General features: G+C 51.6%; 27 protein-coding genes and 1 pseudogene. 15 read left to right on the top strand and 13 right to left on the bottom strand.

Annotated elements, in window-relative coordinates; translation table 11 throughout:
• Nucleotides 1-32 precede the first annotated feature (32 nt).
• Genes ABC502_RS02520 through ABC502_RS02500 form a run of 5 tightly spaced genes read left to right on the top strand, consistent with a single transcriptional unit; the run spans nucleotide 33 to nucleotide 3,070 of the window.
• Nucleotides 33-494 carry a hypothetical protein gene (locus ABC502_RS02520; protein WP_345914783.1) on the top strand — a complete coding sequence of 154 codons (462 nt, stop codon included), beginning with the start codon at nucleotides 33-35 and terminating at the stop codon, nucleotides 492-494.
• Nucleotides 491-1,456, top strand: a complete 966-nt coding sequence (locus tag ABC502_RS02515; RefSeq protein ID WP_330087976.1) for a PilW family protein — start codon at nucleotides 491-493, stop codon at nucleotides 1,454-1,456. The genes ABC502_RS02520 and ABC502_RS02515 overlap by 4 nt, the downstream gene beginning before the upstream one ends.
• A 3-nt stretch (nucleotides 1,457-1,459) precedes the next feature.
• A complete protein-coding gene (locus tag ABC502_RS02510) occupies nucleotides 1,460-1,822 on the top strand; it encodes a hypothetical protein (RefSeq protein ID WP_330087975.1) in 363 nt (120 codons plus the stop codon).
• A complete protein-coding gene (locus ABC502_RS02505; RefSeq protein WP_345914782.1) occupies nucleotides 1,815-2,666 on the top strand; it encodes a hypothetical protein in 852 nt (283 codons plus the stop codon). Before ABC502_RS02510 ends, ABC502_RS02505 begins: the two co-directional genes overlap by 8 nt.
• Nucleotides 2,666-3,070 carry a type IV pilin protein gene (locus ABC502_RS02500; protein WP_345914781.1) on the top strand — a complete coding sequence of 135 codons (405 nt, stop codon included), beginning with the start codon at nucleotides 2,666-2,668 and terminating at the stop codon, nucleotides 3,068-3,070. Before ABC502_RS02505 ends, ABC502_RS02500 begins: the two co-directional genes overlap by 1 nt.
• A 5-nt stretch (nucleotides 3,071-3,075) precedes the next feature.
• On the opposite strand, the gene ABC502_RS02495 is transcribed toward ABC502_RS02500, so the two are convergent.
• Together ABC502_RS02495 and nadE are read right to left on the bottom strand one after the other, a co-directional pair.
• Nucleotides 3,076-3,573, bottom strand: coding sequence for a GspH/FimT family pseudopilin (locus tag ABC502_RS02495; protein ID WP_330087972.1), 498 nt, complete (start codon nucleotides 3,571-3,573; stop codon nucleotides 3,076-3,078).
• 92 nt (nucleotides 3,574-3,665) lie between these two features.
• Nucleotides 3,666-4,496, bottom strand: a complete 831-nt coding sequence (gene nadE / locus ABC502_RS02490; protein WP_330087971.1) for an ammonia-dependent NAD(+) synthetase — start codon at nucleotides 4,494-4,496, stop codon at nucleotides 3,666-3,668.
• 91 nt (nucleotides 4,497-4,587) lie between these two features.
• Between nadE and glnB the strand changes: the two genes are divergently transcribed.
• Entirely contained in the window at nucleotides 4,588-4,926 is a 339-nt protein-coding gene (gene glnB, locus ABC502_RS02485) for a nitrogen regulatory protein P-II (RefSeq protein WP_330087970.1), read from the top strand.
• A gap of 2 nt (nucleotides 4,927-4,928) precedes the next feature.
• Here the strand turns inward: glnB and ABC502_RS02480 are convergent, their stop codons facing one another.
• Both ABC502_RS02480 and ABC502_RS02475 read right to left on the bottom strand, forming a co-directional pair.
• A complete protein-coding gene (locus ABC502_RS02480; RefSeq protein WP_345914780.1) occupies nucleotides 4,929-6,443 on the bottom strand; it encodes a deoxyribodipyrimidine photo-lyase in 1,515 nt (504 codons plus the stop codon).
• On the bottom strand, nucleotides 6,440-7,972 hold the full coding sequence (locus ABC502_RS02475) for a cryptochrome/photolyase family protein (protein WP_345914779.1): 1,533 nt from the start codon (nucleotides 7,970-7,972) through the stop codon (nucleotides 6,440-6,442). The genes ABC502_RS02480 and ABC502_RS02475 overlap by 4 nt, the downstream gene beginning before the upstream one ends.
• 150 nt (nucleotides 7,973-8,122) lie before the next feature.
• On the opposite strand from ABC502_RS02475, the gene ABC502_RS02470 reads away from it, so the two are divergent.
• Nucleotides 8,123-8,536: a TraR/DksA C4-type zinc finger protein gene (locus ABC502_RS02470; protein WP_345914778.1), complete on the top strand. Its 414-nt coding sequence runs from the start codon at nucleotides 8,123-8,125 to the stop codon at nucleotides 8,534-8,536.
• A 69-nt stretch (nucleotides 8,537-8,605) separates the two neighbouring features.
• Nucleotides 8,606-9,292, top strand: coding sequence for a DUF2796 domain-containing protein (locus ABC502_RS02465; RefSeq protein ID WP_330087966.1), 687 nt, complete (start codon nucleotides 8,606-8,608; stop codon nucleotides 9,290-9,292).
• Nucleotides 9,293-9,355: 63 nt separating this feature from the next.
• Here ABC502_RS02465 and ABC502_RS02460 read toward each other — a convergent pair whose 3' ends face one another.
• Complete coding sequence (locus ABC502_RS02460; RefSeq protein ID WP_330087965.1) at nucleotides 9,356-9,895, bottom strand: DUF3299 domain-containing protein; 540 nt, start codon at nucleotides 9,893-9,895, stop codon at nucleotides 9,356-9,358.
• A 48-nt stretch (nucleotides 9,896-9,943) separates the two neighbouring features.
• On the opposite strand from ABC502_RS02460, the gene ABC502_RS02455 reads away from it, so the two are divergent.
• The gene (locus ABC502_RS02455) at nucleotides 9,944-10,657 is read left to right on the top strand and encodes an ATP-binding cassette domain-containing protein (protein ID WP_330087964.1); all 714 of its coding nucleotides are present in this window, start codon (nucleotides 9,944-9,946) and stop codon (nucleotides 10,655-10,657) included.
• Nucleotides 10,651-11,907 carry an ABC transporter permease gene (locus ABC502_RS02450; RefSeq protein ID WP_345914777.1) on the top strand — a complete coding sequence of 419 codons (1,257 nt, stop codon included), beginning with the start codon at nucleotides 10,651-10,653 and terminating at the stop codon, nucleotides 11,905-11,907. Before ABC502_RS02455 ends, ABC502_RS02450 begins: the two co-directional genes overlap by 7 nt.
• Here ABC502_RS02450 and ABC502_RS02445 read toward each other — a convergent pair.
• From ABC502_RS02445 to ABC502_RS02430, 4 genes are all read right to left on the bottom strand, one after another.
• On the bottom strand, nucleotides 11,891-12,646 hold the full coding sequence (locus tag ABC502_RS02445) for a transporter substrate-binding domain-containing protein (protein WP_345914776.1): 756 nt from the start codon (nucleotides 12,644-12,646) through the stop codon (nucleotides 11,891-11,893). The genes ABC502_RS02450 and ABC502_RS02445 overlap by 17 nt on opposite strands.
• Before the next feature lie 91 nt (nucleotides 12,647-12,737).
• Nucleotides 12,738-13,454 carry an MgtC/SapB family protein gene (locus ABC502_RS02440; protein ID WP_345914775.1) on the bottom strand — a complete coding sequence of 239 codons (717 nt, stop codon included), beginning with the start codon at nucleotides 13,452-13,454 and terminating at the stop codon, nucleotides 12,738-12,740.
• 132 nt (nucleotides 13,455-13,586) lie between these two features.
• Entirely contained in the window at nucleotides 13,587-14,939 is a 1,353-nt protein-coding gene (gene mgtE / locus ABC502_RS02435) for a magnesium transporter (protein WP_330087961.1), read from the bottom strand.
• 15 nt (nucleotides 14,940-14,954) lie between these two features.
• A complete protein-coding gene (locus ABC502_RS02430; protein ID WP_345914774.1) occupies nucleotides 14,955-15,668 on the bottom strand; it encodes a hypothetical protein in 714 nt (237 codons plus the stop codon).
• Between the two features lie 557 nt (nucleotides 15,669-16,225).
• Here ABC502_RS02430 and ABC502_RS02425 point away from each other — a divergent pair.
• Nucleotides 16,226-17,869 (top strand): diguanylate cyclase, encoded by a 1,644-nt coding sequence (locus ABC502_RS02425; protein WP_330087959.1) that lies wholly within the window; start codon nucleotides 16,226-16,228, stop codon nucleotides 17,867-17,869.
• A gap of 27 nt (nucleotides 17,870-17,896) precedes the next feature.
• Here ABC502_RS02425 and ABC502_RS02420 read toward each other — a convergent pair whose 3' ends face one another.
• Both ABC502_RS02420 and ABC502_RS02415 read right to left on the bottom strand, forming a co-directional pair.
• Entirely contained in the window at nucleotides 17,897-18,922 is a 1,026-nt protein-coding gene (locus ABC502_RS02420) for a metal-dependent hydrolase (protein WP_345914773.1), read from the bottom strand.
• A 239-nt stretch (nucleotides 18,923-19,161) separates the two neighbouring features.
• On the bottom strand, nucleotides 19,162-19,437 hold the full coding sequence (locus tag ABC502_RS02415) for a hypothetical protein (RefSeq protein ID WP_330087957.1): 276 nt from the start codon (nucleotides 19,435-19,437) through the stop codon (nucleotides 19,162-19,164).
• A 179-nt stretch (nucleotides 19,438-19,616) separates the two neighbouring features.
• Between ABC502_RS02415 and ABC502_RS02410 the strand changes: the two genes are divergently transcribed.
• Both ABC502_RS02410 and rluF read left to right on the top strand, forming a co-directional pair.
• A complete protein-coding gene (locus ABC502_RS02410) occupies nucleotides 19,617-21,557 on the top strand; it encodes a bifunctional 2',3'-cyclic-nucleotide 2'-phosphodiesterase/3'-nucleotidase (RefSeq protein WP_345914772.1) in 1,941 nt (646 codons plus the stop codon).
• A 23-nt stretch (nucleotides 21,558-21,580) separates the two neighbouring features.
• A pseudogene (gene rluF / locus ABC502_RS02405) lies at nucleotides 21,581-22,294 on the top strand (23S rRNA pseudouridine(2604) synthase RluF); the annotation flags it as partial.
• Between the two features lie 125 nt (nucleotides 22,295-22,419).
• Here the strand turns inward: rluF and ABC502_RS02400 are convergent.
• Nucleotides 22,420-23,289 carry an MBL fold metallo-hydrolase gene (locus ABC502_RS02400; RefSeq protein ID WP_345914771.1) on the bottom strand — a complete coding sequence of 290 codons (870 nt, stop codon included), beginning with the start codon at nucleotides 23,287-23,289 and terminating at the stop codon, nucleotides 22,420-22,422.
• A 244-nt stretch (nucleotides 23,290-23,533) separates the two neighbouring features.
• On the opposite strand from ABC502_RS02400, the gene ABC502_RS02395 reads away from it, so the two are divergent.
• Both ABC502_RS02395 and ABC502_RS02390 read left to right on the top strand, forming a co-directional pair.
• On the top strand, nucleotides 23,534-24,106 hold the full coding sequence (locus ABC502_RS02395; RefSeq protein ID WP_345914770.1) for a hypothetical protein: 573 nt from the start codon (nucleotides 23,534-23,536) through the stop codon (nucleotides 24,104-24,106).
• A gap of 209 nt (nucleotides 24,107-24,315) precedes the next feature.
• On the top strand, nucleotides 24,316-24,735 hold the full coding sequence (locus tag ABC502_RS02390) for a YccF domain-containing protein (RefSeq protein WP_345914769.1): 420 nt from the start codon (nucleotides 24,316-24,318) through the stop codon (nucleotides 24,733-24,735).
• Between the two features lie 54 nt (nucleotides 24,736-24,789).
• Here the strand turns inward: ABC502_RS02390 and ABC502_RS02385 are convergent, their stop codons facing one another.
• A complete protein-coding gene (locus ABC502_RS02385) occupies nucleotides 24,790-25,797 on the bottom strand; it encodes an isocitrate dehydrogenase (RefSeq protein ID WP_330087952.1) in 1,008 nt (335 codons plus the stop codon).
• Between the last annotated feature and the right edge of the window lie 63 nt (nucleotides 25,798-25,860).

Raw genomic sequence — 25,860 nt, 5'->3', positions numbered from 1 at the left:
GTTAATTGAAATTAACTTTTGAGCATAAGGATATGCGATTACAACAAGGAATTAGCTTACTGGAAGTCTTGCTGGCAGTGTTACTGCTGAAAGTGTCTGTGTTAGGAGCTTTGGCTGGCCAGCTGCATGCCAGACAAATCGTGACCGAGGCAACACAACGCACTCAGGCTGCCGCTATGGCAATGGATTGGCTTAACCGGATGCAAGCCGCCGGTTATCACACAGCTTCAACTCCCCCTGCTCCCCCTCTTTGTACTGCTGACGAGCCATGCACCTCTACCCAACTGGCTGCCTGGTTGCATCAGCAGTGGCAACAACATTGGTGGCAGGGAGCTTTTGTACTCGCGCATGGTGGCTACTGCATCGGCGATGATGCATCTTCACTGCAACTGACCATTTATTGGCAAGGTCGGCTGTTGCAAAAAACACCTGATAATGAGCTCTGTATTGCTGCCAGCGGACTGTTATCACTGACTGTGCAGGTTGCTTTATGACCAGGTTCAGCCATCAAGAGCGGGGACTGAGCCTGGTAGAGTTAATGATCGCCGCGGCATTGGCGCTGAGTGTACTTTTGGTGTTGCTAGCGACCACCAGCAAGCAAAGTCAAATGAGCAGAGAAACCATGCAGTTGGCCATGCTGCAGCAACAAGGACAACTTACCTTGAACCTGCTGCAGACTGAATTGCAGCAGCTTGGGTTCTGGGCTGGTTTTACTCTGGCAGACATACGTCAATTATCTGCCCCGTTTGGGGTGGTGTCCGGTGAATGCCGACACTTAGCGGACGACAGTGGAAGTTTTCCACAAGCAGGTCTGCTGTTGGTACCGTTGTATGCTGAATATGGCCGTGGAGAAAGTATTAGTTGCCTTGGGCGAGCGGCTTCAAACTCTTCTGTGTTGCAGTTTAAGCGCTTACTGGCCCAGCCGCTAAGCTTTGAGCAACTGAAGAACAATCGATACTATCTGCAGGTACTGGCTTCAGAATTAAAGCTGGTCGATAGTGATAGTGCCACAACCGATCCCGCGGCTGAGTTCTGGCCATACCTTCATCAGTTATTCTACGTGCAATGGCAGGATGATATTCCTGTACTTATGCGCAAGCGCTTGATCCGCAGTGCTGCCGGAATGCCCCGCATCCATACGGATTCAGTGATAGACGGGGTTGAGGTGCTGTACTTTGAGTTTGGCATCGATAGTACTCTGGATGGCCGTGCCAATTACTTTGTACCACTGTCGCACATGCAGGCCGAGCATTGGTACCAGCAGGAGCAGCGTATTGTTGCCATTAGTTATTATGTGGTAGTGCGTAGTCTGGAAGCTGATGTTCGTTATCTGAACGAGCACTGGTATCCGATGGGGCAAAGTGGCTTTCAGGCGCCGGGCGATCATTATCGACGATTACAATTGCAAAGCACCCAGTACCTGCACAATGTTGCTTTGCAGTATCAGGGAGGCTGAGTGATGAAAAAGGCTGAAGGATTTGCATTGATTACGACTTTGTTGTTGGCCAGTGTGCTGGTGATGTTGTCGTTGGCTTTGCTGCAAAGCAGTCTTCTTAGCATGCGGGTGGCAGATAGTGGGCAACAGGGAGTGCAACTACGCCATCAAAGCTGGTTGGAGCATCGGCAGTACAGGAACGAAGTGGCCAGGCAGTTACTCAGCGAAGCAGCGCAGTGTCCAGCCTTGTACGCGGCCTGGGCCGGGAGTGAGTTAACCTGTAGTCGCTACTTACTGGTAACTGCTGCCGAGCAGCAATGGTTCAGTGCCGGCGTAGGGAGTATCGTGGTACAACTTCAGTTGTCGGAGGAAAGCATTGATGATTAAGCTGGAGATAATGCTGTTGCTATTAGCTGGCTTGAATCCAGTATTTGAGCCTTTGAGCTGCTTTCCAGCGCATGATGAACCTACAGACTACCAGGTAACCGCTAGCGGCCAGGTGTACCGTCATAGCCAGGCTGGCAGGCGTCTGCCTGAGAGAACACTTGTTGCCGATCTTAGTGGCGCAGGCTGGCGGTTTACTTCACGACATCGTGTGGTACAAAGCCAGATGAGTTTGACTGCCTATGGCGCTCATCAGGTGTTTGAGCAGCTGTTGCTACTGGCTTACGATCCAGTAAATAGCTCAGAGCAGATGTTGGCACTGCGGATCTTTCCACAGCAATTAACGCCCTGGCAGTTCGAGCAAATACAGTCCTATGTGAGTGAGGCCGAGTTCAGCCGGCCGGAGTATGAGGTAGTAGCGCTGTGGCATCAGCAACAGCAGGCTGCAGGCTGGCGGCGGCCATTGGCCGGGTTGGCAATGCAACTGCCTGAATTGTATGCTGGTGTTCTGTATCTGCCGGTCCTCCATCAGGATACTGCAGAGCATAGCTGCCCAGATGGCCCTGTTGATATCAGTGTGTTAATTCTTCATATGCATTCTGGACACAGTTTGTCGCCTGGGATTGAACTCCAACTGGAGCAAGCAGGGCCTTTACGATGGCAGCTAATAAAAACAGAGCAGCGACTTGCACTTTGGCTGCTGCAAGAAGAGCAGCGTCAGTTGGTGCAGCCAGAGATACTGGAGATCAGCAGTGACTGTCTAAACTGTGTCCAGGCACTGGATCTGGCCGAATGGCCACAGCAGCGGGCAGTTGCTCAGTTTTGGTTGGAAGAGGGAGCTTATTGATGAAAGCCGGCCAGGGAATAACGTTGATCGAGCTGTGTCTGGTGGTGGTGATTATTGCTTTGTTGGCAGCGATTGCTTACCCGTCTTATACGCGCTTGGTGGTAAAAAGCCACCGGGTAGAAGCTACGGAGGCATTGATGACACTGGCAACAAAACAGGAGTTGTATTTCAGTGAGTTTCGTCGATACAGCGACTCTTTGGAGGAGCTTGGAGTGCAGCGTCCACAGACCAACTCTGGCCGTTATCAGCTGAGTTTACAGTTACAAAATGAAGGTATGGGCTATCTTTTGCTGGCTGAGGCTATCGGCTTGCAGAGCCAGGATACGGAGTGCCGGGCGTTTAGTCTGAATCAGATTGGGCAACGAAATACCGCAGTTCCATATACCGATAGTTGTTGGCGCTAAAGGGGTTAAGTGCCATCAGGGCAGGGTTCATCCTGATACTGCAACCGGCTTCGACCCGCCTGATTGATGGTCAGGGTGTAATGCCAGTTCATACCTGCTTCCGGGCAATAGCGAAAGCTGCCATTTTCCAGTGGGCCCAAACTTCCATCACGCCGAAAGCTGAGTTGGGTGCGGTGGTAACTGAGGTGATGCGCAGGGTGGACTTTTGGCAATTCCTTGACCGGCTGCCAGCTGTTGTGCTGCCACTGACTAATTTGCAATGGTTGTTGCGACCAATTGCTATCGCATTCGGTGCCCACTCCGGGGCAAACTCTGACACTGGTGGCTTGTCCACTCGCTAGCATCCGGGCATAAGTAAGCTGCTGACTCAGTTGCTTCATGTAAGACTGAGCGCGTTGTTTACTGATAAAGTTTTGCCAGGAAGGAAGTCCGACAGTGCTGAAAGTAATAATCACCAACAGCACTGTCATCATTTCTATCAGAGTCCAGCCGTTGCGTTTCATTTCACCATCTTAAATTCATCACAATCACTAAATTATGATAACTTAAGTGGCTCTTGTCAATTTTTTGTGATTTTAAAAGGGGTGATTGAACCTCAGTCGTAAACGGTCGGTATGGGTTGCCGTTTGTGTTGAGTTTTCAGATAAATACTAACCAGACGTTGTTGAACCTGAAGCGAGACAGGCTTTCCTTCCAAAAAGTCATCAATGTCATCGTAACTGAGCCCAAGCGCAGCTTCATCGGCTTTTTGTGGTTGCAGGCACTCCAGATCTGCAGTAGGTACTTTTTGTACCAGCTGTGCTGGCGCTCCCAGCCATGCCGCTATAGCCCTGACCTGACGTTTGCTTAAGCCAAACAAAGGCGCTAAATCACAAGCGCCATCCCCCCATTTGGTGTAAAAACCAGTAATATTCTCGGCCGAGTGATCGGTCCCGAGTACCAGCCCTCCCAACAAGCCTGCAACATGGTACTGAATAACCATACGGGTTCGTGCTTTGACATTGCCTTTGCTAAAATCAACCTTGTGGGCATCTTCTACCCTGATCCCTGTGGCAGCCAAGGCACTGGACGTCGCCTGATGAATGGCATCCGCACCCGGTTGTACATTGATGTTCAATGACTGGTTTGGCTGGATAAAGTCGATGGCCAGCTGCGCTTCAGCTTCATCAGCCTGGCTGGCATACGGTAGGCGTACCGCGAGAAAGCGATACTGGGTTGCACCCTGCTCATTTAATTCATTGATGGCTAGTTGTGCCAGCCGGCCACAGGTGGTGGAGTCGACCCCACCACTAATACCAAGCACTAAACTCGTCAAGCCGGACTGCTGCAACTGGCGTTTAATAAAATCTACCCGGCGGCGAACCTCTGTGGCGGGGTCGATAGAAGCTTGTACACGCATTTCTGCAATAATTTGTTCTGGAGTCATCGTCGTTTCCTGCTAAGAGGCTTTGGGCAATACCCAATAGGTTACAGATAATGCTATCATAGAGTTAGTCTCTGTTCAGGTGGTTGTGTACATGAAAAAAATCGAAGCGATTATCAAACCTTTTAAACTGGATGATGTGCGGGAAGCTTTGGCAGAAATTAACATCACTGGTATGACGGTTACCGAGGTTAAAGGCTTTGGCCGGCAAAAAGGCCATACGGAGTTGTATCGTGGTGCTGAATACATGGTGGATTTTTTGCCAAAAGTGAAACTGGAAATCGTGGTGTCGGATGACCAGGTGGAGCGTTGTATTGAAGCCATCACCAAAACAGCGCATACCGGCCGGATTGGTGATGGTAAGATCTTCGTGCTGGATGTCGGTCGGGTGATTCGGATCCGCACCGGCGAGGAAGATGAAGAAGCCATTTAAGGTTAAAGATCTTCAAAGCCCGGTAGTCCTATTTGCCGGGTGCTCACTTTGGTTGTCACGTGCCTGTGGGGCCTGCGGCGGCTGGCATGTTTTTCAATGACTTGTTGCTTCCGCACCTGCCAATCGATGGGATCCAGCTTTTCTTTCCACTGCAGCAAGGCTTGACGGGCACTCTTTATCGCTGCGTCAGGATCAACAATGGGGGCCGGATAGTTGTATGACACCAAAGATGCAAAACGCTGGCGCACAGAGCAAGGCATCAGCCAGGGAGTATGGATCCAACTGGTTGGCACGGTTGCCAGCTCTGGTACCCAATAACGGATATAGCTTCCGCTAGGATCCCGCTCTTTACTCTGCTTCACCGGGTTGTACATCCGGTTGACGTTGATACCGGTCACACCGCATTGCATTTGTATCTGTGGATAATGAATACCCGGTTCGTAATCAATAAAACACTTTGCCAGATGCAGTGCAATTGGGCGCCATGGCAGTCCAAGGTAATAACTGGCAAAAGATGCCAACATGGCTCTGCCTCTGAAATGCAGCCAACCAGTCGCCAGTAAGGCGCGCATGCAGGCATCAATCAATGGGTAACCGGTATGGCCGGTACACCAACTTGAATAGCGGTGCGGCTCAAAGCTATCTTCCCGAAAACCAATAAAACCAGAATGCATTGGGAGAAACTCTATGGCAGGCTCCGTTTCAAACTTTTGAATAAAATGGCAATGCCACCGCAACCTGGATAAAAACGCGGATAAATTGGCTCGATTTGCCGCTGAATGCTGTAATTTCAGCTGTGTGTCCTGAAACAGTTGACGCAAACTGAGTTCGCCATAGGCCAGAAAAGGACTTAAACGTGAGCTGTGCTCTGCCGACGCAGCTGGCTTACCTATGCTGCGCAAATAATGCTGGTGCCGGTTGCGGAAAAAAGAATCGTAGGTGGTTGTCAGTGAGGCATCAAAGCGTTGAATGCAGGCGCCGATATCACGGCTACGTGTTAGTTCTGGTAATGGCTTGGGATCGGGCTCATGCAACAAAGGCAGTCGGGCCGGACGAGGGACCAAAGGTTCTTTGAGCCAGGTGTCTGTCTCCCGTTGCCAATGATTTCTGTTGACAGAGCCCCTAAGTACCGCAAACTGCCGATACTGCCGCCATGGGATCGATTGACGTTTCAAAGCGCGCGCAACAGCAAGGTCGCGTTGATAGGTCCAGAGGTTGCCTGTTTCCTCATGGCTATGCACCTGGCAAATTTGAAACTTTTGGCATAGCGCAAGCAAAACGTGACTGGCAGGTCCTACTTCAATGATTAACGGTTGCCCTAATTTTGTTAACTCTTGGTCCAGGCGCTGCAGGCTGGCTTTGATAAAATGCCACTGTCTGAGCGAGGTGTCTGGTTGCTGCCAATAGTCAGGCTCTATGATGTAGACTGGCAGCACAGCTCCTTGCCTGGCTGCCTCATAAAGTGGTGCATGATCATCAATGCGAAGATCACGCTTAAACCAAACCAGTTGCCTCATAATTTTTCCAGGCTATTGAGTATAAGGTCGGCGTGTTGGCGGATAGCTTGTTGTTCTTGCTCTGGCTTTTTATGCCACTGCTGGTAAGCCAGCTGCAAGCGGGCATTGCCACCTAATTGCTCACTATTGCGATCCAGAAATCCCCAATACAAAGCATTGAACGGACAAGCACCTTCGCCATAGATTTTCTTTACATCGTATGGGCAGTGCTGGCAGTAATTGCTCATCCGCTGAATGTACTTGCCACTGGCGGCATAGGGTTTGGAAGCAAGCACTGCATCATCAGCAAACAACGCCATGCCCAGGGTGTTAGGCAGTTCAACCCACTCAAAGGCGTCAGCATAAACGGCCAGGTACCAATCGGTGACCTCATCCGGGTTTAAAGCAGTCAAGAGCGCAAAGTTGCCTGTCACCATCAAACGATGAATATGGTGGGAATACGCATAATCGATGGTGCTTTGAATCGCCTGTTGCATGCAGCGCATTTGCGTCTTTGCAGTCCAGTAAAAGGCTGGCAGTGGCCGCTGTGCTGCCAGGGTGTTCCGTGTTTTGTATTCCGGCATCAGTAACCAGTACAAGCCGCGCACAAACTCCCGCCAGCCGATCAACTGACGGATAAAACCTTCCGCGGCATTGAGTGGTACCTTGCCATCCTTGTAGGCTTGTTCGACTTTCAGGCACATCCAGCGTACATCCAGCAAGCCTATGTTGAGGTACATAGAGCAGATGCTGTGAAACAAGAAAGGCTGGTCCAGCAGCATCGCATCCTGATAATCACCAAATTGAGCCAACTGCTGCTCAACAAAATGCAAAAATGCCTGCCGGGCCTGTTTGCCCGTGACGGCTAAGCGGAAAGTAGTCGCATCGCCCATATTATCCGTGAAATGCTGCTCTACCAGCATCATCACATCCCGGGTTATGGCATCAGGCTCAAACTGAAGCGGGGGGATCTGGGCCAGATCGGGTGGGCAGGCTTTGCGATTGGCTTTATCGTAATTCCACTTGCCACCTTCGGGCTGGTTTTTGTCATTCATTAACAAGCGGCTGTAGCGGCGCATCTCCCGGTAAAAATACTCCATGCGAAATTGCTGCCGATCTTTCGCCCAGTTGGCGAATTGCTGGCGCGAACACAAAAAGCGATCATCGCTCAGTTGCTCAAGTGGCAGGTTGAATTGTTCCTGCCAACGGGCAATTTCTTGCTCTAAGCGATACTCACCGCACTCGGTCAGTAAAATACTGCTGAGCTCGGGATGCTTTGTCAGGGCATAGGCTACCGCGTCAGTCATACTAAGCACGGATGGGTACTCCGCAAACTTCAGATAAAGGACCTGATGGCCCAGTTGCTGTAATGTATCGGCAAAATGCCGCATGGCACTGAATATCAGTACCAGCTTATGGCTGTGGTGTTTGGTATAGCTGGCTTCAGCCATCACTTCGGCCATCAAAATCACATCGTCTGTTGCTATCGCTTCTAAGCTTGCGAGGGCGGGGCTGAGCTGATCGCCCAAGATTACGACTAATCGTGGCATGCTGTTGTCCAATTCGGTTTTGTTTTTAAGTTACGTTTAAGTTACGTTGTTCTGGCAAGGCACGATCAAAAGAATGCTGAATGAAAGCCGGTCAGTTCGCTGGCGGAATGAAGTTGTTATGTTATATTGTAACTTTTTCGGAGGGCTCACATGTTGACAGAGCAAGAGTTGCTGCAAATGCAGGCAGATGATTACATGAATACCAGCCAATTGGCTTATTTTGAGCAGCTGCTGCGCCAGCAAAAACAGGATCTTCAGCGGCGGATTGAGCAAAGTAAGCAATCGCTTGGCAGCCGCGAGGTCGAGCCTGATGAGCTGGACAGAGCTTTGATTGAAGAGGAAAACCGTCAGAGCTTGCGCTTGGTGGAGCGAGAGTATTTTTTACTGCGTAAAATTGAACAAGCTCTGGATCGGATCGCCAGCAGAGACTATGGCTATTGCAAGGAGAGCGGTCAGCCGATCGGTTTGAAACGACTTTTGGCACGGCCAACGGCAGAGCTGAGCCTGGATGCGAAAGAGCGGCAGGAAATGCAGGAAAAGCACTTTAGTAAGCGGCGGGGTTAGCCACTTTGCAAGTGGCAAGGCAAAGCGTATGATGAGAACCATACTCGGTGTAAAAAGCGGAAATAAATCATGATAAAAGCAAATGCATTGGTAGTGACTACGTTGGCCAGCAGTTTGGTGCTGGGGGGGGGCTTGGTTGGAGCCGAGGTGCATGCTCATGAACAGCGGCATCAACACAGCCATGAACATCAGCATGCCGATAGTGAACCTGCAGAGCAGCATCATCATACGACAGAACACAATCATAGCCAGAATCATGATCACAGTCATGAGCACAGCCACGACCATGATCATCATCACGATGATGAGTTTACTCAGCTTGGCGCTCATGTGCACGGTGAGGCCTTACTCACTTTTGTGCTGGAAGGCAACGAAGCCATTCTTGCATTGCAAACGGCCGCTTACAACATCGTTGGCTTTGAGCATGCACCTTCGACGGATGAGCAGGAGCGGGAGATACAGGCTGCACTTGCCATGTTATCGAAAGGCAGTTGGTTTGAATTAAATCGTGATACTGGCTGTCAGGTTGAGCAGGCAGACTCCAGTACCGATTTAACCCGACCAGGCCATCAAAACCATGGTGATTTTTACGCTAACTTTACTTTGCTCTGCCATAATCCGGCACGCTTGCAGTACCTGGATTTATCCTTGATACAACTAATGCCTGCGCTGGAGCGGGTGCAGGTGCAGTGGGTGGTCAATGAGCGTCAGGGCATGAGTACGGCTACCTTACGGGAAGGCCGTATCCGTTTTTAATCCATTAGATCAGCAGATCGAAAAAAAGCGCCATTGGCGCTTTTTTTCGATCTGCTGTGGAATTTACCAGCTGTACTCTTCAATGTGATCCGCTTTTATGCTGTAAGCGGCAAATGCCAAATCGTGATTCATCGAGTCGGTAGTCAGTATGCCGGTGATCCAAAAAGGTGTGTACATCATATCGGCGGTCAGGCCTTTTGCTTCAGTAACATAGATAATCTGGTTCGGTGGAGGTGGTGGGACATGGATACAGGCTCCAAAGTAAGGCACCAGAAAAAAGCTGGTGACATTTTGGTTTTGATCAAACTCCAGCGGTACAATAAAACCTGGTAGACGAACACGCTGATTATTAAACTCTTCACGCACCTTGGCTGAGCTTAGCACCTGTTGCCACAAGCTGGCGTATGGATCGTCGGAGGCATCATCAAACGGCGATGGCTGACTGTAGTCGTGCTCAATATCCGGCAAACTTTCCAGCAGTGCCAGATCTTCCTCTGGCATCAGATCGGTCCATTCCAGGGTGCGCACCTCGTCGGCTTGCAACTGGGCGGAAGTAAATGCGACAGATAGCAACAGGATTGCCATAGACAGTACACGCATCATTGGAGCTTACTCCTGAACTTTGGTATAAATCACTTCCATCATCTTACCATGAAGGTTGAACAACCGGTGACTGACAAGCCGAAAAAATATGTAATTGAACTCAAAAAAATGCGTTTTCGTTGGCCTGGTAAGCAAGGCTGGCAGCTGGCATTGGATAGCTTGCAGCTGGAACCTGGTCAGCATTTGTTTATCCGTGGAGCATCTGGCTCTGGTAAAACAACCTTACTTAATTTACTCAGTGGCATTACCACACCGAACGAAGGTGAGCTTTGGTTGCAGCAAACGGCGATGCATCAGTTATCGGCGGCCAAGCGGGATACCCTGCGAGCCCAACAAATTGGGGTGGTCTTTCAGCAACTGAACCTGATCCCTTATCTATCCGTGCTGGACAATGTGTTGCTGGTGGCTTGTTTTGCGAACCAGGGGGCGCATGCGTTGACTGGCCGTGCCATCATGTTGTTGCAGCATTTGGGTCTTAACGATGAACTGCATCCAAAAAAAGCCTCGGAGCTAAGCGTAGGTCAGCAACAGCGGGTGGCGATTGCCCGGGCGTTACTACTTCGCCCTGCCTTGCTGATTGCCGATGAACCAACATCAGCGCTGGATGCTGATAACCGCGACGCCTTTATGAAACTGATGCTGGCGGAAGCGAATGAAAGTGGCACCACTGTGATTTTTGTCAGCCATGATCAGGCGCTGCAAGGCTACTTTAACTGGCACTTGCCAATGGATCAACTGGAGCAGGGGGTACAGCCATGCTGATGAAACTGGCGCGTTTGAGTTTATGGAATCGCCGCGGTACCGTTGCGATGACAGTGCTATCCTTGGTCATCAGCATCAGTTTGCTACTTGGGATTGACCACCTGCGGCATGAAGCAAAAAACAGCTTCACCAGCACGGTTTCGGGCACCGATTTGATTGTTGGAGCACGCTCCGGCCAGTTGAACTTGCTGCTGTATTCGATTTTTCGTATAGGCAATGCCACTGCCAACATCAGTTGGGAGACGTATCAGCGTATCCAGAATCACCCACAAATTGGCTGGACTATCCCCATCTCACTGGGTGACTCGCACCGCGGCTATCGGGTGGTTGGTACCAATCAGGATTATTTTAAATATTACCGATACGCAGGTCAGCAGCAGCTGCAACTGGCGCAGGGAACGATTTTCCAGGAGCTGTATGACACGGTACTTGGGTCTGAGGTTGCAGCACGGCTTGGCTATCAGTTGGGACAGGAAATTGTACTGGCCCATGGCATTGGCCAGGTCAGTTTTAGCGAGCATAAAGACAAACCCTTTACCGTAGTGGGAATTCTAGCGCCAACCGGCACTCCGGTGGACCAAAGTGTGCATGTTAGCCTGGAAGGTATAGAAGCCATTCACATTGATTGGCAGCAAGGTGCTCCGATGCCGGGACGTCGGGTCAGTGCGGAGCAGGCTCAGGAAATGGATTTAACGCCCAAAGCCATTACGGCTTTTCTGGTAGGGTTGAACTCCCGGGCGGCTACCTTTTTAGTGCAGCGGCAAATCAATGAATTCCGTGGTGAACCTTTGACGGCTATTTTACCCGGTGTGGCACTGGCCGAGTTATGGCAGATGCTCAGTATGGTTGAGCGCTTGCTGCTGGTGATCACAGTGTTGGTGTTATTGGCCGGTTTGGTTGGGATGACCACCACACTGCTTGCTTCAATGAAAGAGCGGCAGCGGGAGATTGCCATTTTGCGGGCCGTTGGTGCTCACCCGCGCACTTTGTTCTGGCTGGTGCAGCTCGAAGTGTTGTTAATAAGCCTGACTTCTTTAGTCGTGGCCATGGTGGTGTTGATGATTGGGCTTTGGCTTGGCCAGGATCTGCTGGCTGGTCGCTATGGTTTGTTTATTGGGTTAAACCCAATCCGACAGAGTAGCTTACAACTGATGGGCCTGGTGCTGGGGCTAGCACTGTTGCTGGGTTGTATCCCTTCCTGGTTGGCGTATCGCAAAGCACTGACTGATGGGCTTAGCGTGCGCTTGTAGCTGGCAGTAAGCTTTGCAAAATGGTGCGGTACTGATTGCTGGCCTGCAGTTGCTGCAGGCCGCGATTAAAGCGTTCCATCAACTCCTCCGAGCGAGGATCCTGCTTGGAGAGTATCAGGTACATCGGCCGTTGCTCCAGCACCGGCTCAATGTACTCTATGTTTTCGGCGTGCTCCGGCAGTAAGGTTTGCAGCAGGTAGAGGCCGTTTAGCTTATCAGCAGGTACCAAGTCGACGCGTCCGAGTGCCAGCATGCGAAAGGCCTGCTCATCACTGGCAACTGCAATGGTATTGAGCCTTGCGCGCAGCAACCCCTCGGGCTGTGCGTAGCCCTGCACTACCCCCAATCGATAGCGCGAATCCGCCAGTTGCTGGAAGTTACGAAACTCCAGCGGCATGCTACGGCGCTTAAACAACACGATTTGGTTGGCGTACATCGGCTGCGAATACAAAAAGTTTTCCACTCTGTCGTCAGAGTACCAGGCGGCGATAAGGCCCACGTAATTCGCAACTTTCGCTTCATGCAGAGCGCGGCCAAAGGGCATGAACTCTACTTCGATCTGAATGCCTTGCAGTGAAAAGGCCTGACGGATGATTTCTGTGACTGCGCCTTGCTTTGGTAAGTCTGCTCCATAGTGGGGATGGTAGTTGCTGCTGGCCAGCACGATGCGCTCAGCCTGCAGCGGAGTGCTGAACAAAAATCCTAAACACAGCAGCAAACAAGATAGCAGCAGTTTCATCAATCATCCTTACCGGATACAGCTCAGACCTAAGTATAACGACTGAAGTACGCCTGTGGTTTGATAAAAAACTGATATTTGCTGCCTTTACTTACTCCGACGTACTGGTGCTCCAGTACGCCTGAGTGATAAAGGATTTACTTAACAGCTTTCGACTGATGCGGTCTAACTCCTCACCATCAATGGAGATCGCAGCCAGCATGGCCTCGACTTCGACATCTTCATTGCCAAAGGGCGTCACTTCCATGCCGCGGGCGGGAAGCTTGGCGGCTTCCAGTACCAACTCGACCACATCCATCGCATGCTTTTGCTGCTGCTTATCGGCAATCACATGCAAGATATAGGTGACTTCAGTTGATTCCACATCAATGGGCTGACGGTTGATTTGGTTGACAATGGGCCGCAGCAAAGTATTGGCTGCCAACACAAATAGTGTTCCGAGTACGGCTTGCGGTAACAGGCTGGCACCTGCACTGGCACCAATGGCTGCTGAGCCCCACAGAGTCGCCGCGGTATTGATGCCACGAATATTGCCTTGTTCCCGCATAATGACACCGGCGCCCAAAAAGCCAACGCCAGATACTACATAAGCTATCACATGTGCAGCACTCTGAGCACCGTTCAGGTTAAAGGCAATATCCACAAAAATCGCTGCACCAACGGCAACCAGCGCATTGGTTCGTAGCCCGGCAGTCCGCTGTCGGTATTGGCGCTCTAATCCGATTAACGAGCCAAGCACAAAGGCCGCCACCAGACTGATCAAGCTATCGAGTAATGGGAAGAGTTGAATGTTTTGTACTGCAAGCATGGCGTTCTCCTTAAATCTGAGCCATCTGCGGCTGAGTGAGTGATGGATAAAGCTGCCCGGAGAACCACTGCCCAGCCGATGTCTAAAGCTGACCGGGCAGTGTACATACAGGGTGTTGCTGTTTAATGACGGTTAACCAAGTGGAATATCCAGGATCCAGGTGGCCATCGCAAAGTAAATGATTACGCCACATGCATCAGCAATGGAGGTAATCAAAGGTGCACTGGCAGCTGCTGGATCCAGCTTAAAGCGGCTCAGCAAAAACGGCAGCGACATACCAATAACGCTTCCTACAACCACCACAATTTGCATGGTCAAAGCAACAACCAGCGCAATCTCCGGGCCGCCGCGCCAGAAGCCCAGGGTAGAAACCGCTAATGCCATGGTTAAGCCCAGCAAGCCAGCGACTACAAACTCTTTCCCCAGCATTTTGGCCCAGTCTTTGATCATTACCTCACCGGTTGCCATGGCCCGAACCATCAGGGTGGCAGCCTGGGAGCCGGCATTACCGCCACTGTCCACCAGCAAGGGCAGGAAGAACACCAGCGCAATGTAGGCTTCGATGGTGTCTTCAAAGTAAGCAATACCGGCACCCGAGAAGATGTTGCCAAATACCAGCAGCACCAGCCAGAACACCCGCTTGCGATACAACAAGTTGATGGAAGCGTCCTTGATGTTGCCGACAATTTCGCTGACCGCACCCACTTTCCGAAAATCGGTGGTGGCTTCTTCGGCGGCAACGTCCATCGCATCGTCGTAGGTCACAATCCCCACCAGCTTATCGCCTCCATTGGTAACCGGCAGTGCAATCAAGTCATACTTGGCAATCAGCTGCGACGCCACCTCCCGTGGTGCATCGGCTTTGACATAGACAGGATCGTGCGTCATGAAATCACCGATAATGGCATGTTCATCGGCCATAATCAGATCTTTCAGCGACACGGTGCCAACCAGCCGACGTTCTGAGTCCACCACATAGGCCTGGTAAATGGTTTCGGTATCCGGTGCCGCTTTACGCAACTGGGCAATGCCTTCTTTGGCGGTGCGTTTCGCATCGACCAAAGCGTAGTCAGAGCTCATCACTGAGCCTACTTTATCTTCCTCGTAAGCTGCCAGTTTACGGATATCTTCACGCTCCGCTTTGGCGAGTACCGGTAGCAAGCGTCCTTGCTGGTCTTCGGGCAGCAGATTGAACAAGTCAGCGCGCTCATCCGATGCCATATGAAGAAACAACTCTCCCAGAGCTTTTTGATCCAGGCTGGGTACGATCTCTGCCTCAAGCTCTTTGGGCAGGTAACCAAACAGCTGAGCACGCTCATCCACCGGTGTCAGGCTAAGTAACTGAGCAATTTGCGTCACAGTAAAGCTGCTGAGCACGGCACCAATATCGGCTGGGTGACAGCGGCGGACCAGATGAGCCATATCGTCTTTGTCTTTGCTCAGTAGTACAGTGCGCAGGCTAAAGATTAAGTCTTGTGCATTCATGATGATTCTCCCTGCTTAAAAGGCGCTGAAGTAAAAAACGAAACCGGCACTTAGCCAATACTCATTCGCACTGCTGCTCAGACGGTTGCCATAGCTGATATCCAGTTGCAAACGCTCTGCTTTGGGTTCGAAACGATAACCAAGTTGATAAAAAGGCCGGCCGGCTTCTTCGCGGAACACTTCGGCGAAGGCCCAGTGGTTGGCAATCACCTCCCGCTCCAGAGCGATACCTGCAGTTACTTCATTGCCGGCATCACGGTTATTGGCGTAGCCAAGGTTGCTGTGCAGTAACCAGGCATCGTCAGCAAAGCTGTGGGTGACTGCCAGGTTCAGATGCTGATCACCGCGAAAGCTGCCTTGCGCAAAGCCATGGCTAAAGCCAATAGTGGCGCCCCAGCTGTTGGTCTCCAGTGTTCTTAATTCGGTTTTTGCTGCCAGTTCATACAGGTCGGGTTCACCGGCTGTTTGGTTGGCGTAGCCAAATCCCCATTCAATACCAGCTACCTGACAAGCCGGAACCAGCCAGAACTCATTAGGGCCACGATTACGCTGCCACCAGCTTTCCAGCTGGCAGTCGTCAACAATGGTCGCATCATCGGTGATCAGCGGCCGACCAGCATTTGCCAGGCTGCTCAGGCCCATTAAAACAACGGCCAGTGCTGTCAGAGACAACGATTTGGTTGGGGCTACGGTTGCGTCACGCAAAGCTACATGATTTTTAGTGTACATGCGCCTTATCCTCTTCGGTTGAAGCGGGTGCCAGCATGAGTAAACGGATTGTATGAGGCCGTCTGTGACTGTTAGAGCAACAAATGAAATGCACCAGTCCGCCTCTCGCCAGCCATGACACCGCCATAAGGGCAGCACAGGGCACAGCAAGCAGTACGCATCTGCGCTAATGGCAATGCGTTGTTACGGATGATAGTGAACAGAGATGACGATGGAGTTACAAAGATAACAACAGACATCACTATTCCGCGCTTGGCAGAATAGTGCTAAAGACCAGACTGCGAAGCGTTAAAACATTCCTCGTGTTGACTGACAATCGACAGACCAACGCCTACTACCAGGTTGTTCGCCCACGATGGGTCTCCGCAGTGGTTAAAGTTGGGCGTATTATAAGAAGTCAATCAGATTGTGCAAGTGAACTTTTTCTTTTTTTCAACATTTGATTGTTTTCAGCGACAGCTTCGGGTAATAAAATCCGCTGAAGCACCTATTTTTCATGGCTTTTCGATTGAAAATTCGCTACTTTTTAGCTAAATCGATTTGGTAACGGATGAGGCATGACAGCATCGCAACAGGATATTCAGGCACAATTAGCGGCGTTGCGAAACAGTTATCTGCTGCGTTTGCAGCAGGATTGGCCAGAGATCACTGCTCAGGCAGGCCAGTTGCTGGATGAAAGCAATACCGGCTGGCAAAGCATAGCCAAAACTCTAAAACAGCGCTTTCATACGTTGGCTGGCTCTGCGGGCACTTTTGGCATGCCACAACTTGGTCAGCAAGCCAAAGCGCTGGAAATGGAGCTTGATGCCTGGCTGAATGGTGGTGGACGCCCTGAAACCGAGCTCAAACAACAGTTTTTACACATGGTGCAAGAGCTTAGCCATCACACCAGCAACAAGCCAGAGGCCTCGGCTGCACCATTGTTTCAACCGGTAGATGATGAGTTCACCCGCAAAGCGCATATTGCAATATTCAGCAAAGATGCAGATCTTGGGAAACAGCTGACATCAGCCATGGACCCTTTTGGTCATCAAGTGGATAGTTTTCAAGAGTTTGATGCATTAAAGGCAGCCTTGACATCGGATAGACCCGATGTATTGATTTTAGATATGTCAGGTAACCGCTTACCTCAAGGTATGAAAAGCTTGCTGCAACAACTGCTGATAGACGAGCAATCGTCTATGGTACTGTTTATTGTCGGTAAAAAAGAGAGTTTCAACCATTATCTGACTGCCGTGCGGTTGGGAGCAGGAGGTTATTTTATCAAACCACTGGATGCTGCTGCGATTGAGCTGCGCATTCAGCGGTTGCTGACACAACGACAACAGGCGCGCTTTCGGATCCTGATTGTCGATGATGATGTGATGTTGGCACAGCATTATCAACTGATTATTGAGCAGGCTGGTATGGAAGCCAAGGTAGTGAATGATCCCACTAAGATGCTGATAGGTTTGCAAGGGTTTCAGCCCGATGTGATTCTGCTGGATGTTAATATGCCGGACTGCACCGGCCCGGAACTGGCGCAGATTATTCGCTTTAAAGATGAGTGGCTTGGCGTACCTATTGTCTATTTGTCGTCGGAAACAGATAGCCAGCGGCAATTGGATGCGCTGGTCAAAGCTGGAGATGATTTCATTTCCAAGCCTATTACCGATCAGGCTTTGGCCGTGACTGTATTCGCCAGGGCTCAGCGTGCCAGACAACTGGCCGAGATGATGACCCGCGATAGCCTGACAGGTTTGTTGCAGCATGCCACTGTGAAGGAGCGATTAAGTGACGAGATAGCCAAAGCCAAGCGCAGCAAGCAGGAGTTAATCGTGGTGATGCTGGATTTGGATCACTTTAAGCGGGTCAATGATCAATACGGTCATTTGGTGGGCGATCAGGTGATCAGCAGCCTGGCGAACCTGCTGCAGCAAAAACTCCGTAAAACCGATGTGATAGGCCGTTATGGTGGCGAAGAATTTTTACTGGCCTTGCCGGATTGTTCATTGCAAAAAGCTAAATCCATTATTGATGGCATCCGCCAGTCGTTTCAAGCCATTCCATTCAGTGGCCAGGAGCAGTCGTTCCAATGCACCTTCAGTGCAGGCCTGGCCCGGGTTGACACCAGTCAGTCAACCGATGAAAACATCGACCGGGCTGATCAGGCGCTCTACCAGGCCAAGCACAATGGCCGCAATCGGGTAGAGCTTGCCTGATAAACAATGACAAAAGCCAGTTAGACGTTAGGTACAGTCTGGTTGGTTGCGCACTGTAATGGCCGAGAGTGGTTTGGTATCCAGCCAAAACCGGCGAAAGGCCCAGGTCCACATTTCCAGCATCTGGTAGGGTTTATCCAGTTGGACCACGGCTATCGGTTCTAATTCGTTGTCTTGCTGACACGCCAGGCTGAATTCAAAGGCATAATTGCCCTGCATGCCCATCCGCAGGTCAGCCATGGTGAGCAGCTCGCCGCGCTGAAAATAACCGACAAAGCCATGACTGAAACGGGTGAGCTCCTTTGCTTGCGGTAGTTGGCGTAGTGCCTGCGTCTGTTTTGGAAAGACATGCTGGCGAAATTCAATCGGTGTTGTGCCATCATTCAGGGCATAGAAACCTTCGCGATAGCCAGCCTGATCCATCACCACAATGCGCCAGACCAGGGTGTTCAGGGCTGTGGGTTGTACCAGCCGTTCATAGTGCGCAAGCTCTGGATGCATTCTATCGAGTTGCCACAGTACCCAGTGTTGAGCGGCTAAGCCCCAGCCTAAGTACAGCGAGGCTAGCAGCAAGCCCAGTTGATTAAAACCAAGGCCACGGCCCGGCAAACGCCAGGCCAGACCAACCCCAATCAGCAGTGGCAGAGTATAGAGCGGATCAATCACAAAAATACTTTCCAGCGCGAAGGGGTAGTCGCTAAAAGGCAGCGCCAGTTGAGTACCGTAGGTGGTGAAGGTATCCAGCAAACTGTGGGTGATAAGCACCAGCCAAATGGCCAGCCACCAGCGAAGAAACAAGGCTTGTTGTTGGTGCCAGCGGCAAATCAACCAGGCCAGCAGTGGTGAGAACAGTGTCTGGTAAAAAAAAGCATGAGTTTCACCGCGATGACGCAGCATATTGCTTAAATCATCGCCGAAGTTCCAAAATACATCCAGATCGGGCAAGGTGCCAGCGGCAGCTCCCCAGAGAGCGGCTTTTTTCACCGGAGTGGATTTGCCCATCACCGCGACGGCGACGGCGGCACCAAGGGCGGCTTGGGTCACAGAGTCCATCAGTCGTTTACCATTTGCATGGTGACGGCCAAGCAGCTAATTGCTGGCAAAGTTAGCAAGAAAGTAATGCAATTCATGAAGTAAGCCTTCTTCTGCAAAGCGAACAGCTTAAAAGAAGGCCTGTAGTCTGTCCAGTAACTGCTGCGTTGCAGCACAGCAGCTTGCGAGCCAGGAAAAACCGCGTTTTTTCCTGACAACTCCCTGAAACGGCCGGTATGCCGCTTCAGGATAGAAACGAGTTAGTGGGCGCGGTACAAACGGCAGAAATAGTCGATAATGGAGTCGGAATCAAAACGGCTAAACTTCAAATGATGCTTTTGCACAATGGCTTCGGCCAAAGAGCGCAAGGTGACATCCAGCGACTGACCACAAGGGCGAGTGAGCTCATGGCGGCTGAACAAGTAATTCAGTGCAACCGAGGTATAGGACTTCCCAGCGATAGGTTGAACCAACTGCAGTTCATGCAGACGAACGCCAAGGTTGCGTAATTTTTCTAAGCGACTTTGTTCGTTCATGGTGCTTCCTCCATCAGTGTATGCGGGTTATCCGGTACATAGAGGTTATCGTCTTTGTCGCTGATAACTTGAGCGGTAATTTGTAAAAGCCGGTGCAGAAAGGCCGTAAAATTGTCACGCAAAAAATGCTACAATCTGCGGATTCAGCATCTTAATGCCGTTTTTTAGAAGAGAGCTCCATGAGAAGAACTACCATAATTTCGTTGCTGGCAGTGCTGGCGTTGTCTTTACAAGGGTGTTCGCCAACCCCGGAACGGGAGCAGCAAGTCGAGCTGCGCATTTTGCATACCAATGATTTGCATGCCTACCTGCTGGGCTACGATTATTTTCAGCAGCGTGATACCGATCGGTTTGGTCTGGCCCATACGGCGGCTTTGGTGCATCAGGCCAGATTGGAGCAGCCCAACAACCTGCTGTTTGATAACGGCGACACCATTCAGGGCAGCGCGATGGGCGATTGGGCCCATGCACAGGGCCTGGATTATCTAAAGCAGCAACGCCACCCGGTGATCCGGGCGATGAATTACCTGGGCTATGATGCAGCAGCTTTGGGTAATCATGAGTTTAACTATGGCCTTGAGTACCTGGATGCCACCATTGAAGGGGCGACTTTTCCGTTTTTATCGGCCAATGTGTTTGAGCCGGATGCTACAGCCGATGACTGGCAGGCCAGCCGTTATACGCCTTATGTGATTCAAAAGCATAGTTTTGTCGGGAGCGATTTGCAGCGCCATGATATCCAGGTGGGGGTGCTTGGGCTGGTGCCGCCGGATATTATGCGCTGGGATCGGCATCATCTGGAAGGCCGGGTGCAGGCCCGGGATATGCTGGCGGCTGCTCAGTACTTTGTGCCAAAAATGCGTGACGAAGGTGCCGATGTGGTAGTGGTGATTGCCCATACCGGCCTGCGGGATTATGGCGATTATCCAGAGTTTGCCGAGCAAACCGGGCTTTATCTGGCGCAAGTGGAAGGGGTCGATGCCTTGTTGCTGGGCCATCAGCACCGGCAACTGCCGGGGCCGGATTATCAGGAGCTGGCCGGAGTCGATGCTGAGCGCGGCTTTATCCATGGCGTACCCGCTGTGATGGGCGGCCAGTATGGCAGCCATCTGGGCGTGATCGATCTAACGCTAAAGCGTACCGATGGTACCTGGCAAGTGGTGCAGGCGGCCAGTGAGCTGCGGCAGGTAGGCCCGGAGCGGGATGAACTGTTGGTGGCTTTGCTGAGCGATGAACAAGCACAAACCCTGGCGATGCTAAATCAGCCTTTGGGTGACACCGATGGTGCCATTGAGAACTTTTTTGCCCGGGTCGCTCCAAACACGGCCGTGGCCTGGGTCAATCAGGCGCAAAGTTGGTACGCAACCAGCCTGCAGCAGCAGGGCGAGCTGCCGGATTTACCCATTATCAGTGCAGCAGCACCGTTTCGCAGTGGTTTTGGCGGGCCGGAAGACTATACCCACTTGGCAGCCGGGCCGCTAACGCTTGGCAATATCGCCGATCTGTACATTTACCCCAACACCTTGCGGGTGATTGAGTTAAGCGGCAGCGAACTGCGCGACTGGCTGGAAATGTCGGCCCGGACTTTCAATACCATTGAAGCCGGCAAAGACGAGTGGCAGCCATTGCTGGCACCACGGATCCCAAGTTACAACTTCGATATGATGAACGAACTGAGTTACCGCATTGATTTAAGCCAGCCTGCCCGCTTTGATGGTGAGGGCCAGCAAGTGAGCGATAGTCATCGCATTGTGGATTTAAGCTATCAGGGACAGCCGGTCAGCGCTGAGCAGCGCTTTTTGCTGGCAACCAATAATTACCGGGTTAGCGGTGGTGGCTTTTTCCCGCATGCTACCACAGCTCCGGTGCATTACACCGGCCAGATGGAAGTAAGGCAAATCATTGCAGCTTACACTCGCGAACAAGCTAAGCAGCACGGCGCAGCCATTCCGGTGCAACTGCAGCAGAACTGGCAGCTCAAGCTCCCGGCTGAGGCCCGACTGGAGTTTCGTAGCAGCAGCCTGGCAGCAGCCAAAGCTAAAGCAGAACGGCATCCGCGCCTGCAGTTTCTAGGCTTGGATGATGACGGCTATGGCCGTTATCAGTATCTACCGGAGTAAGCGTTTTGAGCGAAGCAGCAGGCATGCGCCTGAATAAATACATCAGTGAAACCGGCATCTGTTCACGGCGCGAAGCCGATCGGCTGATTGAGCAAGGTCAGGTACTGGTCAATGGCAGCCCGGCCGAAACCGGCATGAAGGTGAGCGATGCCGACAGCATTATGGTGGCAGGCAAGCCGCTCAAAGCCAAGCCTAAAGCCGTCTATCTGGTGTATCACAAACCGGTTGGGGTGGTCTGTACCACCGATACGGCGGTTAAAGGCAATATCGTCGATGCGGTGAACTATCCGCAGCGCATTTTCCCAATCGGCCGGTTGGATAAACCGTCTTCCGGTTTAATTTTGCTGACCAACGATGGCGATATCGTCAATAAGATTTTGCGCGCCGGCAATGCCCATGAAAAGGAGTATCTGGTCAGTGTCGATAAACCCATCAACCGCCAGTTTTGTCAGCGGATGGCGGCCGGCATACCGATCCTTGGCACCGTGACCAAGCCGTGCAAAGTCACGCAAATTGGACCAGACCGGTTTTCCATTATCCTGACCCAGGGGCTTAACCGGCAAATCCGCCGTATGACAGCCTATCTTGGTTTTGAAGTGACCCGGCTTAAGCGCATTCGCATTATGAGTTTTCAGCTGGCCGATTTAAAACCCGGCCAGTGGCGCGAAGTCACCCCGGCCGAATTTGCGTTGCTGAGTGATTTGCTTAAAGACTCAGTGAAAACCGAAGAGGCCTCGCAAGGAGCCGGAGCCGGCATCAAAAAAAGGGGCCATCAACCGCGTATCGAGCGGCCAAAGCGGCAGTATCGTCCGGGCTAGCGCATCAGGCCAGCCCGTTTCAGCGAAGGGAGCAAGGCGCTGCTTTAATCTGCCAGCGCCTGATACAAAGTGCGGATCCAGCGCTCTTCTGTAATGAAATTCCAGTGCCAATCCTGCCACTGCTCACCCAAGCCGCGGTTGATGATGTCTTCCAGAGATAAACCTTCGGCTTTGTACTGCTGCACCTGAGCCAGGGTGGCTTCCATCATCCGCAATTCCCGCTCTAAGCCAGCCCGGTTGGTTAACTCGCCGTGCCCTGGGATCACCCGGGTGTTGGCATCAATGCTGGCGATCACGTGACGGGTCACGTCCATATAAGCCTGCAGATTGCCGCCGGCGTTGGTATCGATAAAAGGGAAGCGGCCTTCAAACATCAGATCGCCCATATGCACCACATTGGCTGCTTTAAACCACACGATGCTGTCGCCATCGGTATGGCTTGGTTGCATGGCGGTCAGCAGGATATGCTGGCCGTTCATATGCAGGCTTAATTGGTCGCTAAAGGTCAGGTTGGGCAAGCCTTCGGCCGGAAAATTGCTATCGGCTTGCAGGCGTTTACGCACATTATCGTGGGCGATAATGCGGCTATCTGCGGCCAGTTTGGCATTGCCGCCGACGTGATCGCCGTGGAAGTGGGTATTGACCAGCACTTGCAGCGCTTGCCCTTCGGCCAGTTCACTCAGCTTGGCTTCAATCTTGCCGGCCATTTCGGCAAATTGGGCATCGATCAGCAAGATGCCATCGTCCCCGGTCAGGGCCGCCATATTGCCACCAGCTCCGGTTAGCATGTAAAGCCCGGGGGACAGCTCGGTTGCCTCAACCTGCACATCGGCAAAGCGATCGGCCAGTGCCCGGCTGCTTACAAGTAAGAACACACTACAGAGTACAAGGTGAAGCCATTGAATGGTGCGCATCAGGATCTCCAGGTTGGTTGCGAACAGGAAACAACAGTCGTTTGTATCAAAGCCTAGTGAATTTCTGCCAAGTTGGATCATTTTGTCCGAAAATAACTTAGCAATGCATAGTTTGTGATCCGCATAGCAGTCAGCTGGTTATTTCAGCGCAGGTTCAGGCGGGATCACGTCTTATAGAGTTTTAAGCCAGCAAGCGGCTGGCACTGCCATGGCGCAGCCTGCAGCCTCTATAAGGTAGCTACTGATGAATAAGAATCTCTGTCCTGCATTTGCTTTCTGTGGTGTGATGTCCTTGATCTTGGTGCATACGGTAAGTGCTGAAACGGTGCTGACCGATGCCAACCTGATCAAGCTGGAAGCGGCCTTGCCGGCCCTTGCCAGGGTAGAGCAGGACAATGTCGCCTCGTTGTATCAAGTGCGGCTGCAAGCACATTGCGATTGGTCGCGTCATGCCGAAGAGGTGCGGGCGCAGCAGAAAGAGCAAAGCTACCTGGAGGAGGTGGATTTGATTCTGGCAGAGCATGAGCTGACTGCACCACTTTTTATGGAGTTAACCGCCAAGGGCAGTTGGCCGGTGCTGGACTCGATGCGACCCATGCTGCAGGTATCGCGGCGTGCGCTACCATTCTTGCCGGAGCCTCAGCGTCAGCAGACTGTGCAAGTGCTGGCTCAAACCGATCACATGACCCAGGCGATAGGCTCTTGCCTGACCGAAGCGGATAAAGTGGCATTGCAGCAGCATCGTGGGCGCTTGCTTGCATTGGCCGGCCGGATGCCGGGTGGTGTCATTCCTGCCAAAGCAGAACTTCTGCCGTAACGCTGGCCGGTCCGTTGTGAAGTTGAAGCCGGCAGAGGCTATTGCAAAGACACTAAATTCAGGTGGTATTGACGAACTTTTTGGCAAGATCAGCCATTTTTAGTGGCACTGATTTTATAAGTTACTGATAAAAATAAATATTAAAGTTGGCATGTTAGCTGCAAATTTATAGGGAAGTTGTTTGGCAAATTAGTTTGAAAGGATAAGACATGGGATTGTTTCGCTTTATTTTTAATGTGCTCTGGTTTGTGTTGGGTGGTTTTGTCATGGGCCTGGCCTGGTGGCTGGCCGGCCTGATTTGTTTTATCACCATCATTGGCATTCCTTTTGGCCGCTCCTGCTTTGTGATTGGCCAACTGGCGTTTTGGCCCTTTGGCAAGGAAAGCATCAACCGCCGTTACATCAACCGTGCGGAAGACATTGGTACCGGCACTTTAGGCAGCCTGGGCAATATCATCTGGTTTATCTTTATCGGCATCTGGCTGGCGATAGGGCACCTGTTTCATGCACTGATCTGTTTTATCAGTATTATCGGCATTCCATTTGGCTTACAACACCTGAAACTGGCCGGGTTAAGTTTAGCGCCTATTGGCCAGACGATTGTAAATAAGGCGTACAGAGCCGGCTGAATGATGCCATAAAAAAACCGCCGCGGCGGTTTTTTTATGGCATCAGCGGATAGCTTACAGCCTTTCCAGCATGGCTGCGGTAAAGTCAGTGGTGCCGTGGCTGCCACCGAGATCGCGGGTGGTGCGATCGCCACTGGCAATGACATCGGTCAGGGCTGCTTTGATTTTATCGGCTTTGTCTTTCATACCCAGATGTTCCAGCATCTGAATAGACGCCAGGATCACCGAGCTTGGGTTGGCCAGGTTTTTACCGGCAATATCTGGCGCGCTGCCGTGTACGGCTTCGAAAATCGCACAATCTTCACCGATATTGGCGCCAGGCGCCATACCGAGGCCGCCAACCAAGCCAGCGCACAGGTCAGACAGGATATCGCCAAACAGGTTGGTGGTCACAATTACATCGAACTGTTGCGGGTTCATCACCAACTGCATACAGGCGTTATCAACAATCATTTCCTGCATCTGAATATCGCTGTACTCGGCTGCGACTTCTCGCGCTACTTTTAAGAACAAGCCAGAAGTAGACTTCAGGATATTGGCCTTGTGCACTACAGTGACTTTTTGACGCTGTTCACGGCGTGCCAGCTCAAAGGCAAAACGCACGATGCGCTCGGCACCTTCGCGGGTGATTATGCTGGTGGCTTCGGCAACCAGTCCATCTTCCGATACTACCTGGCCATGACCGGAATACATGCCCTGAGTGTTTTCCCGGATGGTGATGATATCGATGTTTTCGTAACGGGCTTTGGTGCCTTTGAACGAAATCACCGGCCGTACATTGGAGTACAGATTGAATTTTTTGCGCAAGGTTACATTGATGGAGGTAAAGCCTTCGCCAACCGGCGTGGTCAATGGGCCTTTTAAGGTAATTTTGTTGCGGGCAATGGCGTCCAGCGTTGCTTCTGGCAACAGCTCGCCGGTTTTTTCCAGCGCAGTTAAACCCGCATCAACGTATTCGTACTGAAAGTCACAGCCGGCTTTATCGAGAATTTGAATGGCTGCTTCAACAATGCTTGGACCGATGCCATCACCTTTGATGACCGTAATGGTTTGGGTGCTCATGAGAAACCTTATAATTTACTTTCGTGGAGTTGGGGTAGGGCAGATGAGCCCGGAGTCGCGGCA

Source organism: Alkalimonas sp. NCh-2 (assembly GCF_039631345.1).
GTDB lineage: Bacteria > Pseudomonadota > Gammaproteobacteria > Enterobacterales > Alteromonadaceae > Alkalimonas > Alkalimonas mucilaginosa.
Note: the sequence above shows the minus strand (reverse complement) of the source record. Positions and strands in the feature narration are given on the sequence as shown.

Excerpts from the sequence above, each read along its gene's own strand:
- ABC502_RS02505 (WP_345914782.1), top strand. The coding sequence starts at position 1,815 with ATGATTAAGCTGGAGATAATGCTGTTGCTATTAGCTGGCTTGAATCCA.
- ABC502_RS02425 (WP_330087959.1), top strand. The coding sequence starts at position 16,226 with ATGACAGCATCGCAACAGGATATTCAGGCACAATTAGCGGCGTTGCGA.
- ABC502_RS02450 (WP_345914777.1), top strand. The coding sequence starts at position 10,651 with ATGCTGATGAAACTGGCGCGTTTGAGTTTATGGAATCGCCGCGGTACC.
- ABC502_RS02445 (WP_345914776.1), bottom strand. The coding sequence starts at position 12,646 with ATGAAACTGCTGCTATCTTGTTTGCTGCTGTGTTTAGGATTTTTGTTC.
- ABC502_RS02420 (WP_345914773.1), bottom strand. The coding sequence starts at position 18,922 with ATGGACTCTGTGACCCAAGCCGCCCTTGGTGCCGCCGTCGCCGTCGCG.
- ABC502_RS02475 (WP_345914779.1), bottom strand. The coding sequence starts at position 7,972 with ATGCCACGATTAGTCGTAATCTTGGGCGATCAGCTCAGCCCCGCCCTC.
- ABC502_RS02515 (WP_330087976.1), top strand. The coding sequence starts at position 491 with ATGACCAGGTTCAGCCATCAAGAGCGGGGACTGAGCCTGGTAGAGTTA.
- ABC502_RS02455 (WP_330087964.1), top strand. The coding sequence starts at position 9,944 with ATGAAGGTTGAACAACCGGTGACTGACAAGCCGAAAAAATATGTAATT.
- ABC502_RS02480 (WP_345914780.1), bottom strand. The coding sequence starts at position 6,443 with ATGAGGCAACTGGTTTGGTTTAAGCGTGATCTTCGCATTGATGATCAT.
- ABC502_RS02465 (WP_330087966.1), top strand. The coding sequence starts at position 8,606 with ATGATAAAAGCAAATGCATTGGTAGTGACTACGTTGGCCAGCAGTTTG.
- ABC502_RS02385 (WP_330087952.1), bottom strand. The coding sequence starts at position 25,797 with ATGAGCACCCAAACCATTACGGTCATCAAAGGTGATGGCATCGGTCCA.
- ABC502_RS02395 (WP_345914770.1), top strand. The coding sequence starts at position 23,534 with ATGAATAAGAATCTCTGTCCTGCATTTGCTTTCTGTGGTGTGATGTCC.
- ABC502_RS02495 (WP_330087972.1), bottom strand. The coding sequence starts at position 3,573 with ATGAAACGCAACGGCTGGACTCTGATAGAAATGATGACAGTGCTGTTG.
- ABC502_RS02460 (WP_330087965.1), bottom strand. The coding sequence starts at position 9,895 with ATGATGCGTGTACTGTCTATGGCAATCCTGTTGCTATCTGTCGCATTT.
- ABC502_RS02390 (WP_345914769.1), top strand. The coding sequence starts at position 24,316 with ATGGGATTGTTTCGCTTTATTTTTAATGTGCTCTGGTTTGTGTTGGGT.
- ABC502_RS02400 (WP_345914771.1), bottom strand. The coding sequence starts at position 23,289 with ATGCGCACCATTCAATGGCTTCACCTTGTACTCTGTAGTGTGTTCTTA.
- ABC502_RS02510 (WP_330087975.1), top strand. The coding sequence starts at position 1,460 with ATGAAAAAGGCTGAAGGATTTGCATTGATTACGACTTTGTTGTTGGCC.
- ABC502_RS02470 (WP_345914778.1), top strand. The coding sequence starts at position 8,123 with ATGTTGACAGAGCAAGAGTTGCTGCAAATGCAGGCAGATGATTACATG.
- nadE (WP_330087971.1), bottom strand. The coding sequence starts at position 4,496 with ATGACTCCAGAACAAATTATTGCAGAAATGCGTGTACAAGCTTCTATC.
- ABC502_RS02520 (WP_345914783.1), top strand. The coding sequence starts at position 33 with ATGCGATTACAACAAGGAATTAGCTTACTGGAAGTCTTGCTGGCAGTG.
- ABC502_RS02410 (WP_345914772.1), top strand. The coding sequence starts at position 19,617 with ATGAGAAGAACTACCATAATTTCGTTGCTGGCAGTGCTGGCGTTGTCT.
- ABC502_RS02440 (WP_345914775.1), bottom strand. The coding sequence starts at position 13,454 with ATGCTTGCAGTACAAAACATTCAACTCTTCCCATTACTCGATAGCTTG.
- glnB (WP_330087970.1), top strand. The coding sequence starts at position 4,588 with ATGAAAAAAATCGAAGCGATTATCAAACCTTTTAAACTGGATGATGTG.
- mgtE (WP_330087961.1), bottom strand. The coding sequence starts at position 14,939 with ATGAATGCACAAGACTTAATCTTTAGCCTGCGCACTGTACTACTGAGC.
- ABC502_RS02430 (WP_345914774.1), bottom strand. The coding sequence starts at position 15,668 with ATGTACACTAAAAATCATGTAGCTTTGCGTGACGCAACCGTAGCCCCA.
- ABC502_RS02415 (WP_330087957.1), bottom strand. The coding sequence starts at position 19,437 with ATGAACGAACAAAGTCGCTTAGAAAAATTACGCAACCTTGGCGTTCGT.
- ABC502_RS02500 (WP_345914781.1), top strand. The coding sequence starts at position 2,666 with ATGAAAGCCGGCCAGGGAATAACGTTGATCGAGCTGTGTCTGGTGGTG.